Origin of the sequence: Streptomyces sp. NPDC002994, assembly GCF_040611155.1 — a bacterium.
GTDB lineage: Bacteria > Actinomycetota > Actinomycetes > Streptomycetales > Streptomycetaceae > Streptomyces.
Genome location: NZ_JBEXNQ010000005.1, coordinates 20,791 through 43,461 on the forward strand (window position 1 = coordinate 20,791; position 22,671 = coordinate 43,461).

Below are 22,671 nucleotides of genomic sequence, written 5' to 3' on the forward strand. Positions count from 1 at the left end.
GTTACGTGCAACGCCTCTACGATTTCATCCGCAGGCACCCGACGAGTGTCGACAGCTTCTGGGCTGTGCTGCTCCTCGGGTTCTCCCTGCTGTGGGCCGTCCAGGCGTCGATGGGCAGCGACTCACGCATCGCGGCCGTCCCGATCATCACGCTGCTCTGCCTCGTGGTCGCCCTGCGCCGCCGCGCGCCGCAGAGGATGCTGCTGCTGGCCGTCCTGATGGGCGTCGCGCAGCTCGTGCTGGACGTGGAGGTCAATCCGGCCGACTGGGCCATGCTCGTCATCATCTACACCGTCGCCGCGAGCGACGGGCCCCGCTGGATATCCCGGGTCGCGCTCGTAGGCGGCCTCGCGGCGGCTCCGCTCGCGCAGCTGCGCTGGCCGGCCGACAAGGACGGCACGGTCCTCGCCTCGGTCTTCTTCGCGGTCGTCATGGCGCTCCCCTTCGCGCTGGCGTGGGTCCTCGGCGACTCGATGCGCACCCGGCGCGCGTACTTCGCCGAGCTGGAGGAGCGCGCCGCGCGCCTGGAGAAGGAGCGCGAGGCGCAGTCGAAGGTGGCCGTCGCCGCCGAGCGGGCCCGTATCGCCCGCGAACTGCACGACGTCGTCGCGCACAACGTCTCCGTGATGGTCGTCCAGGCGGACGGCGCGGCGTACGTCCTGGACGCCTCGCCCGCGCAGGCGAGGCAGGCGCTGGAGACCATCTCGACGACCGGCCGCCAGGCGCTGGCAGAGATGCGGCGGCTGCTGGGTGTGCTGCGGACCGGTGAGCAGGCGGTGGGCGGCGAGTACGTGCCGCAGCCCGACGTCGAGCAGATCGAGGATCTCGTCGAGCAGGTACGGACCGCCGGACTGAGCGTCGACTTCAAGGTCGAGGGCACGCCGCGGCCGCTGCCGAGCGGGGTGGAGCTCACGGCGTACCGCATCGTGCAGGAAGCCCTCACCAACACGCGCAAGCACGGCGGGCCCGAGGCGGGTGCGAGCGTGCGGCTCGTGTACTTCGACGACGGGCTCGGGCTGCTGGTCGAGGACGACGGGCGGGGCGCGGCGCACGAACTGTACGAGGACGGTGGCGCGGACGGTCGGGGACACGGCCTGATCGGCATGCGCGAGCGCGTGGGTATGGTCGGCGGCACGCTCGACGCGGGGCCGCGGCCGGGCGGCGGCTTCCGGATCAGCGCGCTGCTACCGCTCAAACCGGCCCACTGAGTTGCCCGCCACCACCCTGGCTACGCCGACGAAAGGCACCCCACCCCATGTCCATCCGCGTGATGCTCGTAGACGATCAGGTGCTGCTGCGCACCGGCTTCCGGATGGTCCTGGCCGCCCAGCCGGACATGGACGTCGTCGCGGAGGCCGGCGACGGGGCGGAGGCGATCGAGGTGCTGCGTTCCACGGCGGTGGACGTCGTGCTGATGGACGTACGGATGCCGAGGCTGGACGGCGTCGAGGCGACGCGGCGCATCTGCGCGGATCCTGACGCTCCGAAGGTGCTCATCCTGACCACCTTCGACCTGGACGAGTACGCCTTCTCCGGGCTGAAGGCCGGGGCCAGCGGCTTCATGCTCAAGGACGTGCCGCCGGCCGAACTGCTGGCCGCGATCCGCTCGGTGCACAGCGGTGACGCGGTTGTCGCGCCGTCGACCACGCGGCGGCTGCTGGACCGCTTCTCGCCGATGCTTCCGAGCACGGGCAAGGAGACGAAGGCCGTCGACACCGCGCTGGCGCGGCTCACCGAACGTGAGCGGGAGGTGATGCTGCTCGTGGCGCAGGGGCTGTCGAACGGTGAGATCGCGGCGCGGCTGGTCCTGTCGGAAGCCACGGTCAAGACGCACGTTGGCCGCATCCTGACCAAGCTCAACCTGCGGGACCGGGTGCAGGTGGTGGTGCTGGCGTACGAGTCGGGGCTGGTACGGGCCGGCGGCGGCCCGCACTCGGCGTAGGGCGTACCGCTGCGCGGGGCTTTTTCCCCACGCCGCCGGACGGGCTGCGTTCGGCCGCACCATCCAGCCCCTCCGGCGTTTGAGGAGCGGGGTCTGGGGCGGAGCCCCAGCCGGGCCCCCGGGGTTACGAGATCGCGCTGCGCAGGACCGCCACGTCGAGTTGTTCCGTTTCGTCGTGGGCCGTCAGGTCGATGACCTGGCCCACCACGCGACCATCGGATGCCCGACGCGCATCGGCCAGCGCCTCCTCGCCCACCACGTCCGCGAGGTCCTCGCTCTGGACGGCTTCGATCGCCGCCGCGGCCGACTTCTGGGTGCCGAAGAAGTCGAAGCCGCCCTGGGTGCGCGACGCGCGGCGGCGCTGGGTGGCGTACGGCACGACCGCGGAGGGGGCCGGGATGGGGCGCGGCACAACGGCGGACGACGGGCGAGCGTGCTCCGGGGAGGGCACGGCGTCGCTACCGGCGGCCGCCTCGGGCTTCCCCTCCGGCTTCCCCCCGGGCTCCTCCCGCGACTCCCGCGACTTCCGGGATTCCTGCTCCGCCGCGTTGCGCGACAGCTTGTCCAGCGCCATGGACGCCCTCAGATACGCGGACGGCGTCGGCGAACTTCCCGCAGCCGGCAACGCCTTGGCGGGGGCCGCCGCCTCGATGGCCAGCAGCCGCCGGCCTTCCAGCGCGCTGGCCCGCTCGGTCTCCGCCGTCGCGTAACGCCGCAGGAGCGCGGCGTGCTCGCCGCGCAGGGCGGCCAGTTCGACCCGCTTCGTGCGCAGTTTCGCGTCGAGCTTGGCGCGCAGCTCGCGCGACTCCTCGAGGTCCGATTCGAGGTCGGCTATTCGCTCCTCGGTCTTCCACTCGTCGCTCGCACGGGCCCGCGACAATTCGGCTACACGCCGGCCCGCCGCACGGTCCCAGCCGCGCATGAGGACCGCACCGGTGACCGCCGCGGCGGCCGCGGCCGCGACCAGACCGCGCAGCACCACCGGTTCCGCGAACAACCAGGCACCGGCGGCGCAGAGTATTGACGCGCCGGCGACCGCCGAAGGCGGAAGGATCCTGTGCAGGGGTGGGGAATGGCGGTGGCGTCCACGTGGCATGGCCTGAAATTTACCGTGCGTAGACGGCGGATGGGGCACCGCCCGGCAATCTGTTCCCGGGCGGTTACCCAATTCCTTACGCGATCTACTTCTTGATCAGACCCTTCGACTCCAGATACTCCTTCGCGGCGTCGGCCGGCTTGGCCCTGTCAGCGTCGATCTTCCGGTTCAGCTCCACCAGATCTTCGGTCGTCAGCACCTTGGTGAGCTTGCCGAGAGCGTCCGCTATCTCCTGCGTTCCGGCGTCCTTCGCATTGACCACCGGCAGTACGTTGTCGGCGTTCTGGAGGTTCTTGTCGTCCTCCAGGAGTACGAGTCCGAAGCCGGCCAGAGTCGCGTCGGTGGTCGTGGTCAGCACCAGCTGATCCGCGCCGTCCTTGACGGCCTGCTTGGACTGCGGGGTGCCTACGCCCTTGGGGTCGACGCCGGTGACGTCGATCCCGTACTTCTTCTTCAGACCCGGTGCGCAGAAGGGCCGGATCTCGCATTCGTCGCCCGCCGCGATCTTCACCTTGAGCTTCGACTTACCAAGATCGGAAAGAGTCTTGAGGTTGTTCTTGTCGGCGTATTCCTTGCTCACCGCGAAGGCGTTCTGGTCGACGGCCTCGCCCGCCGGCAGCACCTTCAGTCCGCGCGGCTCCGCGAGCTTCTCCAGTGCTTTGAAGGTGGCGGCCACATCGCTGGACGCGACCGGATTCTTCTCCGGCGCCTTCGGGCCGTTGGCCTTCGCGTTGAGGAATTCGGCAAGCGTAGCGGCGTATTCCGGTACGACGTCGATCTCGCCCTTCTCCAGGGCGGGTTCGTACAGTTCACGGTTCTCCACCGTCTTGATGGAGGTGCCGTATCCGGCTTCGTCGAGGAGCTGCGCATACAGCTCGGCCAGCACCTTGGACTCGGTGAATCCGGCTGAGCCGATGACCAGCGACGCCTTCTTGCCGGTGTCACCGGTCCCGGCCGCACCACCGGTCCCGCCCTCCTCCAGGTTTTTGCCGCCGCACGCCGCCAGCCCTCCGGCCAGTGCGATCACGGCCGCTACCGCACCTGCTGTACGCGAGATCCTGCTCATGAGGTTCACCATCCAAGGAAGAAGAAAAGAGCCATCGTCAGGCCGTCTGCCGCGACACCGCACCGCGCCGCCGCATCGGGTCGAGCAGCCGGTCCGCCGCCACCAGCACGCCCTCCACCAGCAGCGCGAGAACAGCGACGAGCAATGCGCCCGCCACCACCTGCGGCGTGTTGTACGTGTTGAAGCCGGCCGTGATGATCCTGCCCAGGCCGCCCTCGCCCGCCATCGCGGCCAGCGTGGCGGTAGCCACCACCTGGACGGCCGCCGACCTGAGCCCGGTCATCACCAGCGGGTACGCGAGGGGCAGTTCGACCCGTACGAACAGCTGCCACCCCGACATGCCCATCCCGCGCGCCGCCTCCACCACCGCCCGGTCCACCTCGCGCATACCGATGTACGCGTTAGTCAGCAGTGGCGGTACGGCGAACAGCACCAGCGCGATGATCGTCGGCAGGTCGCCCTGCTTGCCCAGAGGTGTGAGCGTCAGCAGGATCAGCACCGCGAGGGTGGGGATCGCCCGCCCCGCGTTGGAGAGGTTGATGGCGAGCGCGCCGCCCCGGCCCAGGTGTCCGAGCCAGAGCGCCACGGGCAGCGCGATCAGACAGGACAGCAGCAGGCACACGCCGCTGAAGTAGAGGTGCTCGGCCAGCCGGTCCCAGACGCCGCTCTCACCCTGCCAGTTGGCGCCGGTGGCCAGCCACGCGAAGGCGTCCCCGATCACTCCCATGAATCAGCCGGCCTTCGCGATACGGGTGGTGGAGACGGCAGCGCGGCCCGTCGTACGTATTCGGGGCGTACGCGGCCTCGTCCACGGCGTCAGCAGCCGCTGGAGGGTGAGCAGCAGCAGGTCGGCCACCACCGCCAGCAGCACGCAGATCACCGAGGCCGTCAGGACCTGCGCCTTGAAGAGGGAGTCGAGGCCGTCGACGATCAGTGCCCCCAGGCCGCCGTACCCCACGATCGCGCCGACCGTCGTCAGGGCGACCGTCGACACCGTCGCGATGCGCACCCCGGCCAGCAGGGCGGGCAGCGCCAGCGGCAGTTCGACCTCCCACAGCAGCCGCCCGCGGCCGTACCCCATCCCCAGCGCGGCCTCCCGCGCCTCCGCCGGCACCGCTTCGAGCCCGGCCAGGATGTTCCGCACGAGAACGGTCAGCGAGTAGAGCACGAGTCCCGTGACCACCACGGCCGCCGAAAGGCCGAACACCGGCAGCAGCAGCGAGAACATCGCCAGCGAGGGGACCGTGTAGAGCACGGTCGTGAGGCCGAGGACCGGGCCGGCGAATCTCGACCGGCGTCCGCCGTCGCCACGGGCGAGCAGCGCCAGCGGAAAGGCGATGAGCAGGCCGATCGCCACCGAAACCAGCGTGATCCACACATGCTGGACAGTCGCGTCGGTCAACTCCTGGCCGCGGGAGCGGACATACTCCCCGCAAATCCAGTCGTTCGCCGTCAGACAGCTCTGGCCGCCGCTCACTCCGCCCCACCTCCCCCGAGACCTCGAACCTCTGTCTGACGACCCTATCCCCAGCCACTGACAACCGCCGGGGCCCGCCACATTCCCGCAACATGGTCTTGACACCGGACCGGCCACAATGGGGAATCATGATCCGATTCGAGCACGTCACCAAGCGGTACGCCGACGGCACAACCGCCGTCGACGACCTCTCCTTCGAAGTCGCCGAGGGCGAACTGGTCACGCTCGTCGGCCCGTCCGGCTGCGGCAAGACCACCACCATGAAGATGGTGAACCGGCTGATCGAGCCGACCGACGGCCGGATATTCCTCGACGGGGACGACATATCGACCATCGACCCCGTCCAGCTCCGCCGCCGTATCGGCTATGTCATCCAGCAGGTCGGCCTCTTCCCCCACAAGACGGTCCTGGACAACACCGCGACCGTCCCCCACCTCCTCGGCGTCAAGCGCGCCAAGGCCCGAGAGCGCGCCGCCGAACTCCTGGACCTGGTCGGCCTCGACCCGTCCGTCCACGGCGACCGCTACCCCGACCAGCTCTCCGGCGGCCAGCGCCAACGCGTCGGCGTGGCCCGGGCGCTGGCCGCCGACCCGCCCGTACTGCTGATGGACGAGCCCTTCGGCGCGGTCGACCCGGTCGTACGCGAGCACCTCCAGAACGAGTTCCTGCGGCTCCAGTCCCAGGTGCGCAAGACCGTCCTCTTCGTCACCCACGACATCGAGGAGGCCGTCCGGCTCGGCGACCGCATCGCCGTCTACGGGCAGGGCAGGATCGAGCAGTTCGACGCCCCGGCCGCCGTCCTCGGCGCACCCGCCACCCCGTACGTCGCGGATTTCGTCGGCGCCGACCGCGGCCTCAAGCGCCTTTCCGTCACGCCCATCGAGCCCGGCGACCTGGAACAGCCGCCCGTCGTCCATCTCGACGACCCGGTCAAGAAGGCCGCTGCCAAGCTGACCGCGGAAGGAGCCCGTTGGGCCGTCGTCCTGGACAGCTCCGACGACCTGCACGGCTGGATCTCCGCCGAGCAGGCCCGTACGGCGACCGGGACCGTACGCGAACACGCCCGCCGCATGGAGGCCTGGCTGCCCGTCGGCGCCTCCCTCAAGCAGGCCTTCTCCACGATGCTCCAGCACGACGCGGGCTGGATCGCCGTCATCGACAAGGACAGCGCCGGACGCTTCCTCGGCGTGCTCACCCCCGCCCGCCTCCACGAGGCGCTGCGCCGCTCCATCGACGCCGACGCGCAGGCCGTTCCCCGTACCGCGGTCGAAGTGGAGTCCGTCAGCTCGCCCTGAGCCTGTCGCTGATCCACTCCATGGCGGCCGGTATCTCGCGCCGCCAAGTGCCGAAGTTGTGGCCGCCGCTGTCCAGCGTGATCGAGGAAACCCGTGCGGGCGGCCTCACCTTCTCGATGAACTTCACCGTCTCCTTGAGATTTTCCTCGCCCTCCTTGGAGCTGGTCACCAGGAACGACGACGTTTTCGACGGCTTCACGTGGTCCAGGCTCCACAGCAGGTCGGCCCGCTTCCGCTCGCCGTTGTCACCGTGGAAGAGGTCACCGGTCGTCGAGTCCTCCGCCGCCCTGTAGTACGCGGACAGGCCGGCGCCCGCACCGAAGGTCCCGGGGTGGTGGATGGCGAACTTCAGGGCGCAGTAACCGCCGGTGGAGTTCCCTATGACGCCCCAGTTCCGCGCCCGGGTGCCCACCCGGTAGGACTCCGACACCGCCTTCGGAATGTCGCCGGCGAGGAAGGTCTCGGTCTGCGGGCCGCCGGGCACGTTCACGCATTCGGTGTCGCGTGGCGGCGCCACGGTCGGCCGCAGCATCACCAGGACCATCGGCTGCATCCTGCCCGCCTGCGCCTGGGTGTGCGCCGTTCGCGGGTAGCGCAGCCCCTTGAGCAGGTTCTCGGCCGTGCCCGGGTATCCGGTGAGCACCAGGGCCGCCGGGAAGGTCTTCTCGGCGTACTGCGGCCTGAAGTACTCGGGCGGCAGATAGACGTAGGCCTGGCTGGCTATCCTCGACTTCTCGCCCGCTATGACGACCTTCTGTATCTGGCCTCCCACCGCCGGCTTCGAGCCGCCCGGCACATCCATGCCCTGCGTGTCGACGACCTTGAGGTCCCTGGCACCGGCCGAGTGGTCGACGACCACGCCCATCTCCGTCTCCTGCCCGAAAAGATCGGTCCAAGAGCCGTAGAAGAGGAAGGACTTGTTGGCAGCGAGTCCCACGGAGGCGAACAGCAGCAGCTGGGTCGCGAGCAGCAGGCCGACACGGCCGAGTACGGAGCGCCAGTTACGGGCAGCCAGGCGCGGCCAGAGCAAGACTGTCGCGACGAACAGAACCACTGCCAGAAGGACCGCGAGCGTCAGAACTGTGTTACTGGTGAGACCCATGATGAGGAGCGAGCTTTCTGCCTGAGAATTTCCTGAGAGCGAGTGAACCCGCCCCCCGGATGCGCCGTCCTAGAGGGCGCAAATTGTCCGGCCTGCTTCGGCCCAAGGACAGAAATTCTCTCGCGGAGCCACGGGAAGCGATGTCTATCAGGCTAGATGGGGATAAAACTGGTGCGGTTCCGGGTCGGCTACGGCGGATCGTCCGGGGCCCGCGCCCCGAGCGCGTGCCCTCCCTGGTCGGCACGGCCTGCGCTGTCGTGGGCCTCCTCGACATCGCCGCCGGCGTCTTTCCGCGCTTCCGGCACAGCAGGATGCACTCCTTCGCCGAGGTGCTTCCTGGGGCGCTCGGCCCGTTCGCGGCCGCGCTGGCGATCAGCGCGGGCGTACTGCTGCTGCTTCTCGCGCACGGCCTCAAGCGCCACAAGCGCCGCGCCTGGCAGGCCGCCGTGGTCCTGCTGCCCGCCGGAGCGGTGGCGCAGCTCATCTACCGGAACTCGGTCATAGGCGTACTGCTCTCACTCGCCCTGCTCGCTCTCCTGGTGCGCCACCGCGGCGAGTTCGAGGCACTGCCCGATCCGCGCAGCCGGTGGAAGGCGCTCGCGAACTTCTTCCTGCTCGGGGCGGGTTCGCTCGGACTCGGCCTGGTCATCGTCAGCTCGCACCCGGCGAGGGTGGTCGGCAACCCGAGCGTGGCGGAGCGTCTGGAGCACGTCCTGTACGGCCTCTTCGGCTTCGAGGGTCCCGTCGACTACGCGGGCCGGGTCTCCTGGACCGTCGGCTACTCCCTCGGCGCCCTGGGCCTGCTCACCGCCGTCACCACCATCTACCTGGCTCTGCGGCCCGAGCACCCGGCGGCCCGCCTCACCCCCGAAGACGAGCGGCGGCTGCGCGAGCTGCTGGCCCGGCACGGCGGCCGCGACTCCCTCGGCCACTTCGCACTGCGCCACGACAAGGCCGTCGTCTTCTCCCCCAGCGGCAAGGCGGCCGTCACCTACCGCGTGGTCTCCGGCGTGATGCTCGCCAGTGGTGACCCGATCGGCGACGTGGAGGCCTGGCCGGGCGCCATCGAGCGCTTCATGGACGAGGCCAAGGCGCACTCCTGGACGCCGGCCGTGATGGGCTGCAGCGAGACCGGCGGCGAGGTGTGGACCCGCGAGACGGGGCTCGACGCGCTGGAGCTCGGGGACGAAGCGGTGGTGAACGTGCCGGATTTCTCCCTCGCCGGGCGCGCCATGCGGAACGTACGCCAGATGGTCAAGCGCATTGAGCGCAGCGGCTACGAGACCCGCGTACGCCGCGTCCGTGACCTCGGCGACGCCGAGCTGGAGCGCATCCGGCGGGCCGCCGCCGACTGGCGCGGCACGGACACCGAGCGTGGCTTCTCGATGGCGCTCGGCCGCATCGGGGAACCCGGCGACGGGGACTGTGTGATCGCGACCGCCCACAAGACGGCCGCGACGGACGGCGCGGATTCGGCGTACGGCGACCTGAAGGCCGTACTCCACTTCGTCCCGTGGGGTACGGACGGCATGTCCCTGGACCTGATGCGCCGCGACCGCTCCGCCGACCCCGGCATGAACGAACTGCTGATCGTCGCCGCGCTCCAGGCCGCTCCCCGGCTCGGCGTCGAACGCGTCTCCCTCAACTTCGCGATGTTCCGCTCGGCGCTCGCGCGCGGCGAGAGGATCGGGGCGGGACCGGTCCTGCGGGTGTGGCGCGGCCTGCTGGTCTTCCTCTCCCGCTGGTTCCAGATCGAGTCGCTGTACAAGTTCAACGCCAAGTTCCGGCCACGCTGGGAGCCGCGTTTCGTGGTCTTCCGCACCACCCGCGACCTGCCGCGCATCGGCTTCGCCGCGATGCAGGCTGAGGGCTTCGTCACGCTCGCGCTGCCCCGCCCGTTCGCCCGCCGCGCGGCGGCCGGGAAGCCGCGCCCGTGCGCTCACCCGGCACAGGTGCGGGTGCGCGAGGCCGGGCAGACCGCCGCCTGAGCCCGGCTCGGCTCAGCCGACACTGATCGCGATCTTGCCGCGGGTGTGGCCGTCCATGCTGAGCCGCAGCGCATCGGCGGCCTTCTCCAGCGGGAACACGGCGGCGACCTCGACGGCCAGCTCACCGCGCTCGGCCAGCTCCGTGAGCGCGGTCAGATCGGCGGTGTCGGGGCGCACGAAGACGTACGTACCGCCGAGGCCGAGCACCGCGCCGTCCGCGATGGAGGCCAGCCGGCCTCCGGGGGCGAGCAGCTCCGGCGAGATCTTGAGCGCGTCACCGCCGACGAGGTCGAGTGCCGCATCGACGCCTTCGGGCGCCAGCTCCCGCACACGGTCGGCCAGCCCTTCGCCGTACGTCACCGGAAGGGCCCCCAGGGACCGCAGGTACTCATGGTTGCGCTCGCTGGCCGTGCCGATGACCCGGACGCCGAAGGCGCGCGCGATCTGCACCGCGAGCGAGCCGACACCGCCCGCCGCCGCGTGCACGAGCAGCGTGTCCCCCTCGCTGAGCTTCAGGTGGCGGGTGAGCGCCTGGTAAGCGGTGAGGCCGGCCAACGGCAGCCCCGCGGCCTCCTCGAAGGAGAGGTTCGCTGGCTTGCGGGCCAGGGTGCGTACAGGCGCCGCGACGTACTCGGCGAAGGTGCCGCGGGAGACGAAGTCCTCGCGTACGTATCCGATGACCTCGTCACCCGGCGCGAATTCGGTCACCGCGACGCCCGCCTGCTCCACCACACCGGCGACGTCCCAGCCGGGGACGACGGGGAAGACCGCGTCGAGCGCGGAGTCGAGGTAGCCGGCCTGGATCTTCCAGTCGACGGGGTTGACCGAGGCGGCCCTGACGCGGACCAGCACGCTGTCCGGACCGAGCTTCGGGCTCGGCACGTCGCCGTACTCGAGACCGTCCGGGCTGCCGTAGGCGCGGTAGGTGATGGCCTTCATGGTGATGCTCCTCGCATGGCTCCTGGGTGATTGCTTGATGATCTCAAGCAATAGATAGACCGTAGACCTCAATGGTTTAGATCGTCAAGTAGCGAGCGCTAAGCTGGCGGCATGGCAGAGACGATCCGGACACCCCCCACCAAGGCCCAGCTCATGGCACGGCTCGCCGAGGCCTTCAGCGGCTACTACGGCGACTTCTCGCTGGCCGCCGCCGACGCGGGCCTCAGCGCCAGCCAGGCCAAGACCCTCGGCGTGCTGCGCGCGGCCCCCGCCTCGATGCGCGTCCTCGCGACCACCCTGGCCTGCGACGCCTCCAACATCACCGGGATCGTCGACCGGCTGGAGAAGCGCGACCTCGTACGCCGCGAGGTCAGCCCCAACGACCGCCGCGTCAAGAACGTCGTCCTCACCCCCACGGGCGAAGAGACCGTCGACGCCATCCGGGCCCGCATGAACGCCACCCATGCCGCTCTCGACGCCCTGGACGACGCCGACCGCGCCACCCTCTACGAGCTCCTCGGCCGGGTCTTCTGCGGTGCGCGCGGTCCTGGCACCACCGCCTGACGCCTACGCTGGACGCATGAGTACGTTGCGCACGCGTGGCCGGATCGAGGGTCTGCCGGAGTGGGACCGCTGTGCGGTGATGGGGGTCGTCAATGTGACGCCCGACTCCTTCTCCGACGGTGGGCGCTGGTTCGACACGACCGCCGCGGTCAAGCGCGGCCTGGACCTCGTCGCCGAGGGGGCCGACCTCATCGACGTCGGCGGTGAGTCGACCCGCCCCGGCGCCTCCCGCGTCGACGCCGACGAAGAGCTCAAGCGGGTGATCCCCGTCGTGCGCGGTCTGGCCTCCGAGGGCGTCACCGTCTCCGTGGACACCATGCGCGCCGCCGTCGCCGAGCGGGCCATTGCCGCGGGCGCCGCCCTGGTCAACGACGTCAGCGGCGGCCTCGCCGACCCCGCCATGATCCCGGCCGTCGCGGCGGCCGGAGCGCCCTTCGTCGTCATGCACTGGCGCGGCTTCAGCGAGCAGATGAACAGCCGCGCGGTGTACGCCGATGTGGTCGGCGAGGTCGTGTCCGAGCTGCGCGCGCGCATGGAGGCCGTCATCGCGGGCGGCATCGCCCCCGAGCGCATCGTCATCGACCCGGGCCTCGGCTTCGCCAAGCAGGCCGAGCACGACCTGGCCCTGGTCGCCCACCTCGCCGAGCTGCGCGCGCTGGGCCGCCCCCTGCTGGTGGCCGCCTCCCGCAAGCGGTTCCTCGGCCACGTGCTCGCGGCCGACGCCGGCGAGGGAGCCACCCCGCCGCCCGCCCGGGAAAGAGACGCGGCCACCGCCGCCGTCTCCGCCATCGCCGCCCACGAGGGCGCCTGGGCGGTGCGCGTCCACGAGGTACGGGCGACCGCCGACGCCGTACGGGTCGCCAGAGCCGTAGAAGGAGCCCTGTGAGCCGCGCGCGCACGGACGTAGAGCTGGTCGAACAGGCCAACACGGCGTTCTACGAGGCCGTGGAACGCGGCGACTTCGAAGAGCTTTCGGTGCTCTGGCTGGACGACGAGATCTCCTGCGTTCACCCGGGCTGGCCGGTGCTTTCGGGGCGCGGCGAGGTGCTGCGCTCGTACGCCCTGATCATGGCGAACACGGAGTACATCCAGTTCTTCCTCACCGACGTGAAGGTGAACGTCCTGGGCGACACCGCCCTGGTGGTGTGCACCGAGAACACGCTGAGCGGTGGCCCGGCCGAGGAGGCGGGCGAACTCGGCCCGCTCGTCGGACAGCTCATCGTGGCCACCAATGTGTTCCGTCGCACAGAGGACGGCTGGAAACTGTGGTCGCACCACGGCTCCCCCGTTCTGACCGAAAACGGTGAGGACGAGGACGACGAGTCCCCCGCCTGAGTGGGTAGGGGCCTGGAAAAGGTTGGCGTCCGGAGCCCCTGGGTAGGGGCGGCTACCAGCCCCATCAGCTTCTGTCCATAGCCCCCGTGGGCGCCCGGTGTCAGTGCTCGCAGGTAGATTCGGGTGAGGGTGGCGTGCCGACCGCACTTGGCAGCGCCCTCGTTTCTCTACGACAGCAGGAGTGATTCGCGTGGATCGTGTCGCGCTGCGCGGCCTCAAGGCCCGTGGGCACCACGGCGTGTTCCCCCGGGAGCGTGAGGAAGGCCAGACCTTCATCGTGGACCTGGTTCTCGGCCTCGACACCCGCCCCGCGGCGGCCGACGACGACCTGGCGAAGACCGTGCACTACGGCGTCGTGGCGGAGGAAGTCGTGGACGTCGTCGAGGGCGAACCGGTGGACCTGATCGAGACGCTCGCTGAGCGGATCGCCCAGCAGTGCCTCAAGCACGACGGGGTGAAGGAGGTCGAGGTCTGCGTCCACAAGCCGGACGCCCCGATCACGGTCCCCTTCGACGACGTGACCATCACCATCACCCGGAGCCGAGTATGAACCCCACCCAGAGCGACCCGACGGTGCAGCCGGTGCCCGCCTCCGTGGTGGAACAGGTGGACGCCGCGGACATCACGCTGTCCAACCCGAAACGCGCCGTGATCTCGCTCGGCTCGAATCTGGGTAACCGCCTGGAGACCATCCAGGGCGCTATCGACGCCCTGGAGGACACCCCGGGCCTGCGGGTCAAGGCCGTCTCCCCGGTGTACGAGACGGAGCCCTGGGGCGTCGATCCCGGCACCCAGCCGTCGTACTTCAACGCGGTCGTCCTCATCAAGACCACCCTGCCGCCGGCCTCCCTGCTGGAGCGCGGCCAGGCCATCGAGGAAGCCTTCGACCGGGTGCGGCAGGAGCGCTGGGGTCCGCGCACGATCGACGTGGACATCGTGGCGTACGCCGATGTGGTGTCCGAGGACCCGCTCCTCACCCTCCCGCACCCCCGCGCCCACGAGCGCGCCTTCGTCCTCGCCCCATGGCACGACGTGGAGCCGGAAGCACAGCTGCCCGGCCGCGGCCCCGTCGCGGACCTGCTCGACGGCGTCGGCGCCAGTGGCGTACTCCCCCGCCCCGATCTGGAACTCCGACTGCCCGAGTAGTCGTTAAAGTGACCGACTGGCAGTGATCACGACCGGCTGCGACATGAACCGATGTGAGGGGCACTCTCGGTGAAGCAACTTCGGCTCCGCGTACTGGCCGGTCTCTTCGCCGTGGCAGGAATCCTCTCCTGGGGCGGCGCCCAGCTCTGGGACACGGTCGGCACGCTGCCGAGCGTGCCGCTCGCGGCCCCCGTCGTGCTGGCCGTGATCGCCGTGGTCCTGCTGGCGACCGCGCTGTCGATCCGCTCCCGGCTGCGCGCCCAGCGCGAGCGCCGGCCGGGCGCGAAGGGCGTGGAGCCGCTGATGGCGGCCCGCGCGGTGGTATTCGGCCAGGCGAGCGCGCTCGTCGCGTCGCTGGTCTGCGGTATGTACGGCGGCGTGGGCGTCCATCTGCTGATGCACAGCCTCGACGTCCCGGCCCGCCGGGATCAGGCCATTTACGCGGGCCTGGCCGTCCTGGCGGGCGCGGGCGTCGTCGCGGCGGCGTTCTTCCTGGAGCGAGTCTGCAAGCTCCCCGAGGACGACAACAACGGCAACGGCACAGCCCGCGCCGCCGGAGCCTGAGCCTGCGCCTGGCCCGAACCCGAGCCGGTCAGCGGGCCATGATCAGGCTCATCGCCTCGTTGCGGGTCGCCACGTCCCGCAGCTGCCCGCGCACCGCGGAGGTGATCGTCTTGGCACCGGGCTTGCGGATGCCGCGCATGGACATGCACATGTGCTCGCACTCGATGACCACGATCACACCGCGCGGCTCCAGGATCTCCATCAGGGAGTCCGCGACCTGCGTGGTGAGCCGCTCCTGGACCTGCGGGCGGCGGGCGAAGACATCGACCAGCCGCGCCAGCTTGGAGAGACCGGTGATCTTTCCGCTGGTCGCCGGGATGTAGCCGACGTGGGCGACTCCGCGGAACGGGACCAGGTGGTGTTCACAGGTGCTGAAGACCTCGATGTCCTTGACCAGGATCATCTCGTCGTGGCCCAGGTCGAACGTCGTCGTCAGCACGTCCTCGGGCTGCTGCCACAGGCCGGCGAATATTTCCCTGTACGCCCGCGCCACGCGCCCCGGCGTTGCCCGGAGACCTTCCCGGTCGGGGTCCTCTCCGATCGAGATGAGGAGCTCGCGTACGGCGTTCTCGGCCCGCTTCTCGTCGAACTCGCCGATTGATCCTTCGCCGTCCAACGTCACCGGGTCGGTCATCTGTGCCTCGTTCCTGTGCTTTCACATACCGCAAACGTGCGGACGTACGAAAACGCCGCGTCCCCCAGGCTAAAACCTGGGGGACGCGGCATCCATTCCGGGCCCCGGGGGGCCGGAATGATCAGCTCTCGGGGCGCTCCTCGGGGATCGCCTCGGTGGCCGGGGTTTCCACGGAGCCTGCCGTCACCGCGGGAGTCGCACCGTTGGCAGTGGCGCCATTGGTGAGAGAGAGCTCCTTCGGGGAAAGCACCGGTGGCCGCGTGGACGGCATACGGCGGGAAGAACCGGTCCACGCGGGGCGGGCCGGGCGCTTCACGATCGGGCTGAAGATCTCGGCGATCTCCTCCTTGTTCAGCGTCTCCTTCTCCAGGAGGGCCAGAACCAGGTTGTCGAGAACGTCGCGGTTCTCGACGAGGATCTCCCACGCCTCGTTGTGCGCGGTCTCGATGAGCTTCTTGACCTCTTCGTCGACCAGCGCGGCGACCTCTTCCGAGTAGTCACGCTGGTGACCCATGTCACGGCCGAGGAACGGCTCGGAGCCGTCCTGGCCGAACTTGATCGCGCCGAGGCGCTCGGTCATGCCGTACTGCGTGACCATCGCGCGGGCCGTGGCGGTGGCCTTCTCGATGTCGTTCGAAGCGCCCGTGGTCGGGTCGTGGAACACGAGTTCCTCGGCCGCACGGCCGCCCATCATGTAGGCGAGCTGGTCCAGCATCTCGTTGCGCGTGGTCGAGTACTTGTCCTCGTCCGGGAGCACCATCGTGTAACCGAGGGCACGCCCGCGGGACAGGATGGTGACCTTGTGCACCGGGTCGCTGTTCGGAGAAGCCGCCGCGACCAGGGCGTGTCCGCCCTCGTGGTACGCGGTGATCTTCTTTTCCTTCTCGCTCATGATCCGGGTCCGCTTCTGCGGTCCGGCCACGACGCGGTCGATCGCCTCGTCCAAGGAGTGGTTGTCGACCAGCTTCTTGTCACTACGGGCGGTCAGCAGCGCGGCTTCGTTCAGCACGTTCGCCAGGTCGGCGCCGGTGAAGCCGGGTGTACGGCGGGCGACGGCCCGAAGGTCGACGTCCGGCGTGACGGGCTTGCCCTTGGCGTGCACCTTGAGGATCTCGAGACGGCCCAGGAGGTCCGGACGGTCGACCGCGATCTGCCGGTCGAAGCGGCCCGGACGCAGCAGCGCCGGGTCGAGGATGTCCGGCCGGTTCGTGGCGGCGATCAGGATCACGCCGCCCTTCACGTCGAAGCCGTCCATCTCGACGAGCAGCTGGTTCAGCGTCTGCTCGCGCTCGTCGTGCCCGCCGCCCATGCCGGCGCCGCGGTGACGGCCGACGGCGTCGATCTCGTCGACGAAGACGATCGCCGGGGCGTTCGCCTTGGCCTGCTCGAAGAGGTCACGCACCCGGGAGGCACCGACACCGACGAACATCTCGACGAAGTCGGAACCGGAGATCGAGTAGAACGGGACGCCGGCCTCGCCCGCGACAGCGCGCGCGAGCAGCGTCTTGCCCGTACCGGGCGGGCCGTACAGCAGCACACCCTTGGGGATCTTGGCACCGACGGCCTGGAACTTCGCCGGCTCCTGCAGGAACTCCTTGATCTCGTGGAGTTCCTCGACCGCCTCGTCGGCGCCCGCCACATCGGCGAACGTCGTCTTCGGGGTGTCCTTGGTGATGAGTTTCGCCTTGGACTTCCCGAACTGCATGACCCGGGAGCCGCCGCCCTGCATCTGATTCATCAGGAACAGGAAGACGACAACGATGAGGACGAAGGGGAGCAGGGAGAGCAGGATCCCGACGAACGGATTCTGCTTGGAGGGGGAGACCGTGTAGCCCTTGTCGATGTCCCCGCTGTCGAACTTCGACTGCAGCTTGTTGGCGAGCGCGACGCCCTGGTCGCCGATGTAGCTCGCCTGGATCTTGCTGCTGTCCTTGACCTTCTGGCCGTCCTTCAGCTCGACCTTGATGACTTGTTCGTCACCGGTCGTCAGCTTGGCCTGCTTGACCTGGTTCTTGTCGATCGCCTGGACGACCTCGGCAGTGTCCACCGTCTTGTAGCCGCCGGACGAGCCGACAACCTGCATCAACACGACCACGGCGAGGACGGCCAGCACGATCCACATGACCGGCCCACGGAAGTATCGCTTCACGTCCATCCATACGGGGCGGTAGTCGCCCCGTCCCTCCTGCCCGTAGGTAAATGCTGCTGTTTAAAAAGACTGTTCTTCGGACGGTACCCCAGCATTGTCACCCGCGGCTGCCGGGGACGGCTGACGAACCTGCCTTCCCATGCTCCAACGCCGGGGCACGGGTGGAGGTTCCCGGCTCAGCCGCCGTAGACGTGCGGGGCGAGAGTGCCGACGAAAGGCAGGTTCCGGTACTTCTCGGCGTAATCCAGGCCGTAGCCCACGACAAACTCATTGGGAATGTCGAAGCCGACCCACTTCACGTCGAGCGTGACCTTCGCCGCCTCGGGCTTGCGCAGCAGCGTGCAGACGTTCAGGGACGCGGGCTCACGCGATCCGAGGTTCGACAGCAGCCAGGAAAGCGTCAGACCCGAATCGATGATGTCCTCGACGATCAGGACGTGCTTGCCCTTGATGTCGGTGTCGAGGTCCTTGAGGATGCGGACCACGCCGGAGGACTGGGTGCCCGCGCCGTACGACGAGACCGCCATCCAGTCCATCGTGACGGGGGTGGACAGCGCCCGTGCCAGGTCCGCCATCACCATGACGGCGCCCTTGAGGACACCCACGATGAGCAGGTCCTTGCCCGCGTACTCCGCATCGATCTTCGCGGCCAGTTCGGCCAGCTTCGCGTCGATTTCTTCCTTGGTGATGAGCACCGACTTGAGGTCGGTGCCCATGTCCTTCTCGTCCACCGGGGTCACTTTCGTAGTGCTTCAGCGCATCAGCCCTGCCGGATGACCAGTCTGCCACCCTGCCGCCGCGCCTCCACCCGGCCGGGGAGGTTGATGACCCCCTGCCCGCGCCAGCCGGTGATCAGCCGGTCGACCTCTTCGACGTGCCGCGCGAAGAGGGATCCGGCCGGTGAGCCCGCCGTGATGGCCGCCCGGCGCAGGACCCGGCGGCGTACAGCCGGGGGCAGGGCGTAGAGCTTGACGCACAGCAGCTGGCCGGAGTCGTCCCGTACGGACGCGTCCGCCTCGGCGGCCCAGTCGTCCAGGGCGTCGGCGTCGTCCCGGGAGAGCTGGGCGGTACGGGCGAGGGCCTCGACGACTCCTTTGCCGAGCGCCTTCTCCAGGGCCGGCAAACCTTCGTGCCGCAGCCGCGAGCGGGTGTAGGCGGGGTCGGTGTTGTGCGGGTCGTCCCAGACGGGCAGCGACTGCACCATGCAGGCCTTACGGGCGGTCTGCCGGTCGATCTGGAGGAAGGGCCTGCGGTAGCGCCCGGCGCCGGTCACGGCGGCCATGCCGGACAGCGAGCGGATGCCGGAGCCGCGGGCGAGGCCGAGCAGAACCGTCTCCGCCTGGTCGTCGCGGGTGTGGCCGAGCAGGACGGCGGCGGCGCCGTGGCGCTCGGCGGCGGCGTCCAGCGCGGCGTAGCGGGCGTCGCGGGCGGCCGCTTCGGGGCCGCCGTCACGGCCGACGGTCACCGCGACGGCCTCGACGGGGTCCAGCCGCAGCGCGGCGAGGCGGTTGACGACCTCGGCGGCCCGCGTTTCGGAGCCTTCCTGGAGGCCGTGGTCGACCGTGACGCCACCGGCCCGGATGCCGAGCTTGGGCGCCTCGAAGGCGAGGGCGGAGGCGAGCGCCATGGAGTCGGCGCCGCCGGAGCACGCCACCAGAACGAGCGGCGGGGGCGGCGGCTCGTGCGGGGGCGTGAGGTTGTTGGGGGGCGTGATGTCGTTGAGTACGTCGTGGAGTACGCGGCGGACCGCCAGGCGTATCGCTGCGACCGCAGGATGGGGACCCATGTCCGGTGCCCTTCGGTGAAGTTGTGGGTGCCTCGGGAGGAGAAGCCAGTCACTCAGAGTGCGTCGATGGTGACAGAGCCGGGCCATTCCCCGAGCATCGCACGCCTACCCAGCGCTCACGGTCCCTCGGATGGGTGATTAGGGGGCGTTCTCCTGCCGTCGGCCGCAGCCGGATTATGACTCTGTCCTACGGTGCACCCGCGCGACCCAGTCCGCCGGTTTGGCGATCTCCGCCTTCGTGGGGAGCGTGTTCGGTGAGGTCCAGACCCGGTTGAAGCCGTCCATTCCGACCTCCTCCACCACAGCCCGCACAAAACGCTCACCGTCACGGTACTGCCGGAGCTTGGCGTCCAGGCCGAGCAGCTTGCGCAGGGCCAGGTCGAGGCGGCTGGCGCCGCGCGCCCTGCGCTGCTGGAACTTCTCGCGGATCTCGGCGACGGACGGCACCACGTCGGGCCCCACGCCGTCCATCACGAAGTCGGCGTGGCCTTCGAGCAGCGACATGACGGCGGTCAGGCGGCCGAGGATCTCGCGCTGGGCGGGGGTCTGGACGATCTCGACGAGGCTGCGGCCGCCGTCCTCGCCCGCCTCGCCCTCGGGGCGGCCGCCGGCCAGTGACTGGGCCGCCTCGCGCAGGCGCTCCAGGACCGTCATCGGGTCGACCTCGGTCTCGGCGAGGAACGACTGGATTTCGCCCTCCAGGTGGTCGCGCAGCCAGGGCACGGCCGTGAACTGGGTGCGGTGGGTCTCCTCGTGCAGGCAGACCCAGAGCCGGAAGTCGTGCGGGTGGACTTCGAGCTCACGCTCGACGTGCACGATGTTCGGGGCGACGAGCAGCAGGCGGCCGCCGCCGGTGCCGGCGGGGAGCTCGCGGGAGGGCGGGGCGAACGTCTCGTACTGTCCGAGGACGCGTGAGGCGAGGAAGGACAGCAGCATGCCGACCTCTACGCCGGTCACCTTGCCGCCGACCGCGCCGAGCACGGCGCCGCCGGGCCCAGTGCCCCTGCGTTCCTGCATCTTGTCGAGGAGCGGCCGCAGGACCTCCCTGAATCCGGCGACGTTCGCCCTGATCCAGCCGGCCCGGTCGACGACGAGGACCGGGGTGTCCTGTGGCGCGTGTCCTTCGGGGATCATCCGCGTGAAGCCACGGACGTGTTCCTCGGAGGCCTTGGCGTGCCGGCGGAGCTCGGCGACGACGGCTCGCGCCTCGTCCCGGCTCACGTCGGGGCCCGGCCTCACCAGTCGGGTCGCGGTCGCCACCGCGAGGTTCCAGTCGACCATCTCCGCACCACCGATGCTCGTCATGCGTCAACCGTACGTTGTCGACCCGGCCCGCGGAGAGGTGTTGTGCTCCACCTGTACCCCTGAGGTTCCTCGGGGTTCACGTGCGGCCGGGCCGCCCCGCGGACGGCTCGCAGCCGCAGTTGGCGATCGTGGAGGCCAGCCGGTCCAGGGCGGACTGGGCGGCGTCGCGGCCTTCGGTGCCGGAGGTGAGGAAGGCGAAGGACAGGAGCCGGCCGTCCGCGTCGACGACGGTTCCGGCCAGCGTGTTCACGCCGGTCAGAGTGCCGGTCTTGGCGCGGACCATGCCCGTACCCGGCGAGTCGCTGGTGTACCGGCTCTCCAGGGTGCCGCTGAATCCGGCCACCGGCAGGCCGGTCAGGACGGGGCGCAGTTCCGGGCGGGCGGGGTCGGCGGCGCGGGCGAGGAGGCCGGCCAGCAGGGCGGCGGACATGCGGTCGTCGCGGTCCAGGCCGCTGCCGTCGGCGAAACGGGCGCCGGGCAGCGGCAGTTGGAGCTTCTTCAGCCGGGACTCGACGGCCTTGGCCGCGCCTTCGAAACTGGCCGGTTCGTCCGAGGCGAGGGCCGTCTGGCGGGCCAGGGCCTCCGCGAGGTCGTTGTCGCTGTGGGTGAGAGTGCGCTCGACGAGGGCGGACAGGGGCGCCGAGAGGACCCTGGCCACCGGTTCGGCGTCGTCCGGGCCCGTGCCGGATGCGGGGTCGCCCTTCCCCTTGATGCCGCGCTCGCGCAGCATCTGGGCGAAGGCGTGGGCGGCGTCGCGCGCGGGGTCGGTGCTGCGCGGGGCGGGGCCGCTGCGGGAGCCGTCAAGCCGGCCCTCTTCGATCATCAGGGGGCTGACGGGGCTGATGTTCGGGTTGGGGCTGATGGGGTGGAGCTCGGGTCCCGAGTAGAGCGAGGTGTCGTACGCGAGCTCCGTCTCGCCGACGCCCCGGTCCCGCAGCGCCCGCGCGGTGTCGTCGGCCAGGGAGGCCAGGGCGTCCCGGTCCAGCGTCGGATCGCCGCCGCCGACGAGCACGGTCTTCTTGCCGTCGGGGCTCGCGGTGACGGTGGTGGCGATGCGGTGGTCCGGTCCGAGGGCAAGGAGCGCGGCGGCCGATGTCGCGATCTTGATGGTGGACGCCGGGGTCATCGCCCGCGCGTCACCCTTCCCGTACACCTGCGTGCCGGTCGCGGTGTCGATCACCGACGCGGTACGCAGCGTGCCGAGCGCGGGGTCGCGCAGCAGCGGATCCAGGGCGTCCGCGAGGCCGCTCTCGGTCGGCGGCGGTACGGGGGAGCCGAGCGCGATGAGCACGCCGGGCGCGCTGGGGGCGGGCGCGGGGACGGCACGCGCCGGGGCCTCGTGATGTGCGCCACCAGTACGGTCCTGGGAGGCGGCCCACGCCCGCTCGGCCTTACGCTGACCGGAGTCCCAGGGGCCTGCTGCGGCCACCGCCCCGGCAGAGAGGGCGAGACCAGCCACAGCTGCGATCGTCGCGAGCTGCCATGTTTTGCGCTCCGGCACCTCGGACCAGCCCCTTTCGCGATCACACACCTGCGTGAGGGACACTTAACCACTGCGTGTTGCCGGGAGCATGACGCCCCGGCTCGTCCGGCCTACCGAACCGGCCGGCGGTCCGGGGCTCACCCCCGGAAGGACGCAGCACCACCCGGAGTATGTGCTGATCATGGAGGAACCACCCGTGGAGTTCGACGTCACCATCGAGATTCCGAAGGGTTCGCGGAACAAGTACGAGGTGGACCACGAGACCGGCCGGATCCGCCTGGACCGTCGACTCTTCACTTCCACGAGCTACCCGGCGGACTACGGCTTCGTCGAGAACACCCTCGGCGAGGACGGCGACCCGCTGGACGCGCTCGTACTGCTCGACGAGCCCACCTTCCCCGGCTGTGTCATCAAGTGCCGCGCGATCGGCATGTTCCGGATGACCGACGAGGCCGGCGGCGACGACAAGCTGCTGTGCGTCCCGGCGTCGGACCCGCGGGTCGAGCACCTGCGCGACATCCACCACGTGTCGGAGTTCGACCGCCTGGAGATCCAGCACTTCTTCGAGGTCTACAAGGACCTGGAGCCCGGCAAGTCCGTAGAGGGCGCCGACTGGGTCGGCCGCACCGAGGCCGAGGCCGAGGTCGAGGCCTCGTACAAGCGCCTGCAGGCGCAGGGCGGCAGCCACTGACGAGCCCCTGGGCTCAGCTGACATCACGGCGGGCGGTGCACCCCAATATCCCGAGGAAGTACTCGCTGATGTGCGCCGGGCCTCGAAGTCGGCCAAGTAGTCCGCGCGG

The 22,671-nt window shown here is 70.1% G+C and carries 23 protein-coding genes; 11 read left to right on the forward strand and 12 right to left on the reverse strand.

Annotated features, from left to right (window positions below):
- The first annotated feature begins 5 nt into the window (after window positions 1-5).
- Together ABZX79_RS07295 and ABZX79_RS07300 are read left to right on the forward strand one after the other, a co-directional pair.
- Window positions 6-1,208: a sensor histidine kinase gene (locus ABZX79_RS07295; protein WP_355253024.1), complete on the forward strand. Its 1,203-nt coding sequence runs from the start codon at window positions 6-8 to the stop codon at window positions 1,206-1,208.
- A 47-nt stretch (window positions 1,209-1,255) separates the two neighbouring features.
- A complete protein-coding gene (locus ABZX79_RS07300) occupies window positions 1,256-1,942 on the forward strand; it encodes a response regulator transcription factor (protein ID WP_355253027.1) in 687 nt (228 codons plus the stop codon).
- 124 nt (window positions 1,943-2,066) lie between these two features.
- Here ABZX79_RS07300 and ABZX79_RS07305 read toward each other — a convergent pair whose 3' ends face one another.
- The 4 genes from ABZX79_RS07305 to ABZX79_RS07320 form a co-directional block, all read right to left on the reverse strand.
- On the reverse strand, window positions 2,067-3,038 hold the full coding sequence (locus ABZX79_RS07305; protein WP_355253029.1) for a hypothetical protein: 972 nt from the start codon (window positions 3,036-3,038) through the stop codon (window positions 2,067-2,069).
- Window positions 3,039-3,123: 85 nt separating this feature from the next.
- Window positions 3,124-4,104: an ABC transporter substrate-binding protein gene (locus ABZX79_RS07310; protein ID WP_355253032.1), complete on the reverse strand. Its 981-nt coding sequence runs from the start codon at window positions 4,102-4,104 to the stop codon at window positions 3,124-3,126.
- Between the two features lie 37 nt (window positions 4,105-4,141).
- On the reverse strand, window positions 4,142-4,831 hold the full coding sequence (locus ABZX79_RS07315) for an ABC transporter permease (protein ID WP_355253035.1): 690 nt from the start codon (window positions 4,829-4,831) through the stop codon (window positions 4,142-4,144).
- Between the two features lie 3 nt (window positions 4,832-4,834).
- Window positions 4,835-5,581, reverse strand: coding sequence for an ABC transporter permease (locus ABZX79_RS07320; RefSeq protein WP_355253038.1), 747 nt, complete (start codon window positions 5,579-5,581; stop codon window positions 4,835-4,837).
- A gap of 128 nt (window positions 5,582-5,709) precedes the next feature.
- Here ABZX79_RS07320 and ABZX79_RS07325 point away from each other — a divergent pair, with 128 nt between their 5' ends.
- Window positions 5,710-6,876 (forward strand): betaine/proline/choline family ABC transporter ATP-binding protein, encoded by a 1,167-nt coding sequence (locus ABZX79_RS07325; protein WP_355253041.1) that lies wholly within the window; start codon window positions 5,710-5,712, stop codon window positions 6,874-6,876.
- Here ABZX79_RS07325 and ABZX79_RS07330 read toward each other — a convergent pair.
- Complete coding sequence (locus ABZX79_RS07330; protein ID WP_355253044.1) at window positions 6,863-7,978, reverse strand: alpha/beta hydrolase-fold protein; 1,116 nt, start codon at window positions 7,976-7,978, stop codon at window positions 6,863-6,865. The two genes, ABZX79_RS07325 and ABZX79_RS07330, sit on opposite strands and share 14 nt — an antisense overlap.
- 140 nt (window positions 7,979-8,118) lie before the next feature.
- On the opposite strand from ABZX79_RS07330, the gene ABZX79_RS07335 reads away from it, so the two are divergent.
- Entirely contained in the window at window positions 8,119-9,966 is a 1,848-nt protein-coding gene (locus tag ABZX79_RS07335) for a phosphatidylglycerol lysyltransferase domain-containing protein (RefSeq protein WP_355253047.1), read from the forward strand.
- Window positions 9,967-9,978: 12 nt separating this feature from the next.
- Here ABZX79_RS07335 and ABZX79_RS07340 read toward each other — a convergent pair whose 3' ends face one another.
- Window positions 9,979-10,905 carry an NADP-dependent oxidoreductase gene (locus tag ABZX79_RS07340; RefSeq protein WP_355253050.1) on the reverse strand — a complete coding sequence of 309 codons (927 nt, stop codon included), beginning with the start codon at window positions 10,903-10,905 and terminating at the stop codon, window positions 9,979-9,981.
- 153 nt (window positions 10,906-11,058) lie between these two features.
- On the opposite strand from ABZX79_RS07340, the gene ABZX79_RS07345 reads away from it, so the two are divergent.
- From ABZX79_RS07345 to ABZX79_RS07370, 6 genes are all read left to right on the forward strand, one after another.
- Complete coding sequence (locus tag ABZX79_RS07345; protein ID WP_355253693.1) at window positions 11,059-11,469, forward strand: MarR family transcriptional regulator; 411 nt, start codon at window positions 11,059-11,061, stop codon at window positions 11,467-11,469.
- 16 nt (window positions 11,470-11,485) lie between these two features.
- Entirely contained in the window at window positions 11,486-12,355 is an 870-nt protein-coding gene (gene folP / locus ABZX79_RS07350; RefSeq protein WP_355253053.1) for a dihydropteroate synthase, read from the forward strand.
- Window positions 12,352-12,804, forward strand: a complete 453-nt coding sequence (locus tag ABZX79_RS07355) for a nuclear transport factor 2 family protein (protein ID WP_355253055.1) — start codon at window positions 12,352-12,354, stop codon at window positions 12,802-12,804. The genes folP and ABZX79_RS07355 overlap by 4 nt, the downstream gene beginning before the upstream one ends.
- 190 nt (window positions 12,805-12,994) lie before the next feature.
- Window positions 12,995-13,354: a dihydroneopterin aldolase gene (folB, locus tag ABZX79_RS07360; protein ID WP_355253058.1), complete on the forward strand. Its 360-nt coding sequence runs from the start codon at window positions 12,995-12,997 to the stop codon at window positions 13,352-13,354.
- Entirely contained in the window at window positions 13,351-13,950 is a 600-nt protein-coding gene (gene folK, locus ABZX79_RS07365) for a 2-amino-4-hydroxy-6-hydroxymethyldihydropteridine diphosphokinase (protein ID WP_355253061.1), read from the forward strand. Before folB ends, folK begins: the two co-directional genes overlap by 4 nt.
- 69 nt (window positions 13,951-14,019) lie before the next feature.
- Window positions 14,020-14,514: a DUF3180 domain-containing protein gene (locus tag ABZX79_RS07370; RefSeq protein ID WP_355253064.1), complete on the forward strand. Its 495-nt coding sequence runs from the start codon at window positions 14,020-14,022 to the stop codon at window positions 14,512-14,514.
- 28 nt (window positions 14,515-14,542) lie between these two features.
- On the opposite strand, the gene folE is transcribed toward ABZX79_RS07370, so the two are convergent.
- From folE to dacB, 6 genes are all read right to left on the reverse strand, one after another.
- Window positions 14,543-15,148 (reverse strand): GTP cyclohydrolase I FolE, encoded by a 606-nt coding sequence (folE, locus tag ABZX79_RS07375; RefSeq protein ID WP_355253067.1) that lies wholly within the window; start codon window positions 15,146-15,148, stop codon window positions 14,543-14,545.
- Between the two features lie 121 nt (window positions 15,149-15,269).
- Window positions 15,270-17,303 (reverse strand): ATP-dependent zinc metalloprotease FtsH, encoded by a 2,034-nt coding sequence (gene ftsH, locus ABZX79_RS07380; protein WP_355253070.1) that lies wholly within the window; start codon window positions 17,301-17,303, stop codon window positions 15,270-15,272.
- Between the two features lie 170 nt (window positions 17,304-17,473).
- Window positions 17,474-18,013, reverse strand: a complete 540-nt coding sequence (hpt, locus tag ABZX79_RS07385; protein ID WP_215133727.1) for a hypoxanthine phosphoribosyltransferase — start codon at window positions 18,011-18,013, stop codon at window positions 17,474-17,476.
- A gap of 44 nt (window positions 18,014-18,057) precedes the next feature.
- Entirely contained in the window at window positions 18,058-19,083 is a 1,026-nt protein-coding gene (gene tilS / locus ABZX79_RS07390; RefSeq protein WP_355253073.1) for a tRNA lysidine(34) synthetase TilS, read from the reverse strand.
- Window positions 19,084-19,257: 174 nt separating this feature from the next.
- Window positions 19,258-20,388 (reverse strand): zinc-dependent metalloprotease, encoded by a 1,131-nt coding sequence (locus ABZX79_RS07395; RefSeq protein ID WP_355253076.1) that lies wholly within the window; start codon window positions 20,386-20,388, stop codon window positions 19,258-19,260.
- Between the two features lie 76 nt (window positions 20,389-20,464).
- Window positions 20,465-21,889 (reverse strand): D-alanyl-D-alanine carboxypeptidase/D-alanyl-D-alanine-endopeptidase, encoded by a 1,425-nt coding sequence (gene dacB / locus ABZX79_RS07400; RefSeq protein WP_355253079.1) that lies wholly within the window; start codon window positions 21,887-21,889, stop codon window positions 20,465-20,467.
- A gap of 178 nt (window positions 21,890-22,067) precedes the next feature.
- Between dacB and ABZX79_RS07405 the strand changes: the two genes are divergently transcribed.
- A complete protein-coding gene (locus ABZX79_RS07405; RefSeq protein ID WP_069930540.1) occupies window positions 22,068-22,562 on the forward strand; it encodes an inorganic diphosphatase in 495 nt (164 codons plus the stop codon).
- Window positions 22,563-22,671 lie beyond the last annotated feature (109 nt).